At 69.1% G+C, this 2185-nt stretch carries 3 protein-coding genes; all 3 read right to left on the bottom strand.

Annotation, left to right across the window (positions count from 1 at the left end; translation table 11 throughout):
* Positions 1-563: LacI family DNA-binding transcriptional regulator (locus FKP22_RS27990; protein WP_141291317.1), on the bottom strand; the 563-nt coding region annotated here is incomplete at its 3' end.
* A 6-nt stretch (positions 564-569) separates the two neighbouring features.
* Positions 570-1547 carry an ABC transporter permease gene (locus FKP22_RS27985; protein WP_141291316.1) on the bottom strand — a complete coding sequence of 326 codons (978 nt, stop codon included), beginning with the start codon at positions 1545-1547 and terminating at the stop codon, positions 570-572.
* A partial coding sequence (locus FKP22_RS27980) for an ATP-binding cassette domain-containing protein (RefSeq protein WP_141291314.1) occupies positions 1544-2185 on the bottom strand: 642 nt, incomplete at its 5' end. The genes FKP22_RS27980 and FKP22_RS27985, both read right to left, overlap by 4 nt.

Below are 2185 nucleotides of genomic sequence, written 5' to 3'. Positions count from 1 at the left end.
TCGGGCCCGCCAATGCAGGCAATGCGCCGGTGGCCCAGGTCCAGCAGGTGCTGCGTGGCCAGCAACCCGCCCTGGCGATGCGCCGTCTCGACCAGGTCGCAAGGCTGCTCGCCGACCTCGATCTCGCGGTCCACCAGCACGGTGGGAATGGACAGCCCGGCGAGCTGCTGGGCCAGCGACGCATCGCGGCCGGTGGAGACGACGATCAGCCCGTCGATGCGGCGTTCGGCCAGCACCTGCAGGTAGCTGCCCTGGCGGTTTGCCTCGTCCTTGGTGTTGCAGAGGATCAGGTTGTAGCCGGCACCAAAGCAGCGGTCTTCCACGCTGTGCACCACCTCGGCGAAATACGGGTTCGAGCTGTTCGGGATCAGCATGCCCAGCGTGCGCGTGTTGTTGCTCTTCAGGCTGCGCGCAATGGCGCTGGGCACGTAGCCCTGCTCGCGGATCGCTGCTTCCACGCGCTCGCGGCTCTCGGGGCTGACATGCCGCGTGCCGTTGACGACGTGCGACACCGTGGTCACCGAGACCTGGGCCTGGCGGGCGACGTCCTTGATGGTCGCCATGGCCGTTCAGGCAGCACCGCGGCGCTGCCGCAGCGTGTCGACGATGACGGCGGCCACGATCACCGCGCCGGTGATGATGCGCTTGCTCGGTTCGCTGGCGCCGACCTGCGCCAGCCCTGCCTCCAGCACCGCGATGATCAGCACGCCAAAGGCGGTGGTGATGACCGAGCCGCGCCCGCCCATCAGGCTGGTGCCGCCGATCACCACCGCGGCAATGACCTGCAGCTCCACGCCTGTGCCGGCATTCGGGTCCGCCGCTTCCAGCCGGGCCGACTGCATCAGCCCCGCCAGACCCGCCAAAAGGCCGATCAGCGCGAACACCGCGATGCGGATCGGCCGCGGGTCCACGCCAGCCAGTCGCATCGCCTCTTCGTTGGTGCCGATGCCGACCATGCTGCGGCCGAACACCGTGCGCGACAGCACCAGCTGAGCGACGATGACGATCAGCACCGCCAGCACGAAGGCCGAGGACACGCCGTCGAGCACGGGCGCGGCCAGCCAGGAAATCGCATCGCCCACGTACTGCGTGCGCGAGTCCGTCACCAGGTAGGCGCTGCCACGCACCGCTTCCAGCATGCCCAGCGAGACGATGAAGGACGGCAGCCGCCAGGCGACCGACACCGCGCCGGTGACCGCGCCGCACAGCAGCCCGGTGGCCAGCGCCAGCACGGCAGCCGCCGGCACGCTCCAGTGCCATTGCAGGATGGCGGCGGCCGAGGTGGCGGCCGACAGCGCCATCACCGAGCCCACCGACAGGTCGATGCCGGCAATGATCAGCACGAAGGTCATGCCCACCGCCATCACCGCCAGCGCCGGGATCTCGTTGGCAATGGTGACAAAGGTCTCGCGGCTCCAGAAGTATTCGGACAGCCAGGAGAACAGCGCCACCATGCCGACCAGCACCGCGGCCAGGCCGATGAAGGTGCCCAGCTGGGTGCGCCAGACAGGGGCGGCGGCGGCTTGGGAAGTCACAGAGGTGTTCATGAAGCAGAGGATTCTGTGGCCACGGCCTTGCCGGGCTCGGAAGACTTGGAGAAAGCGGCCGAGAGCAGCAAGGATTCGGTCCATTCGCCACGTTCGAACACGGCCACCAGGCGCCCGGCGCTCATCACGCCGATGCGGTCGGCCATGGCCATCAGTTCGCGCAGGTCGGACGAGACCATCAGCAGCCCGCGCCCGTCGCAGGCCATCTGGTCCAGCTCGGCGTAAAGGTCGGCACGGGCGCCCACGTCCACGCCACGCGTCGGTTCGTCCAGCAGCAGCACACGGGTGCTGCGATGCAGCCAGCGGGCGAACACCACCTTCTGCTGGTTGCCACCGGAGAGCTGGCCCACCGGCTGCTCGCTGCCGCGGCAGCGCACACGCAGCCGCTCGATGAAGCCGCGCACCAGCGTGTGTTCGTGCGCACTGCGCAGCCAGCCACCGCGCGAGACGGCAGCCAGGTCCGACAGCGTCGCGTTGATGCGGATCGACTGCGACAGCAGCAGGCCTTGCGACTTGCGGTCTTCGGCGACCAGGCCAATGCCGGCCGCAATCGCCTGCACCGGCGACGCAAAGCCGCGCGGAATGCGGCGCTGGACCTCGCCCGCATCGTCATTCAGCACCAGCGTGCCGCTATCCGC

The sequence above is a fragment of the Ideonella azotifigens genome, from assembly GCF_006519715.1.
Classification (GTDB): domain Bacteria; phylum Pseudomonadota; class Gammaproteobacteria; order Burkholderiales; family Burkholderiaceae_C; genus Ideonella; species Ideonella azotifigens.
Note: the sequence above shows the minus strand (reverse complement) of the source record. Positions and strands in the feature narration are given on the sequence as shown.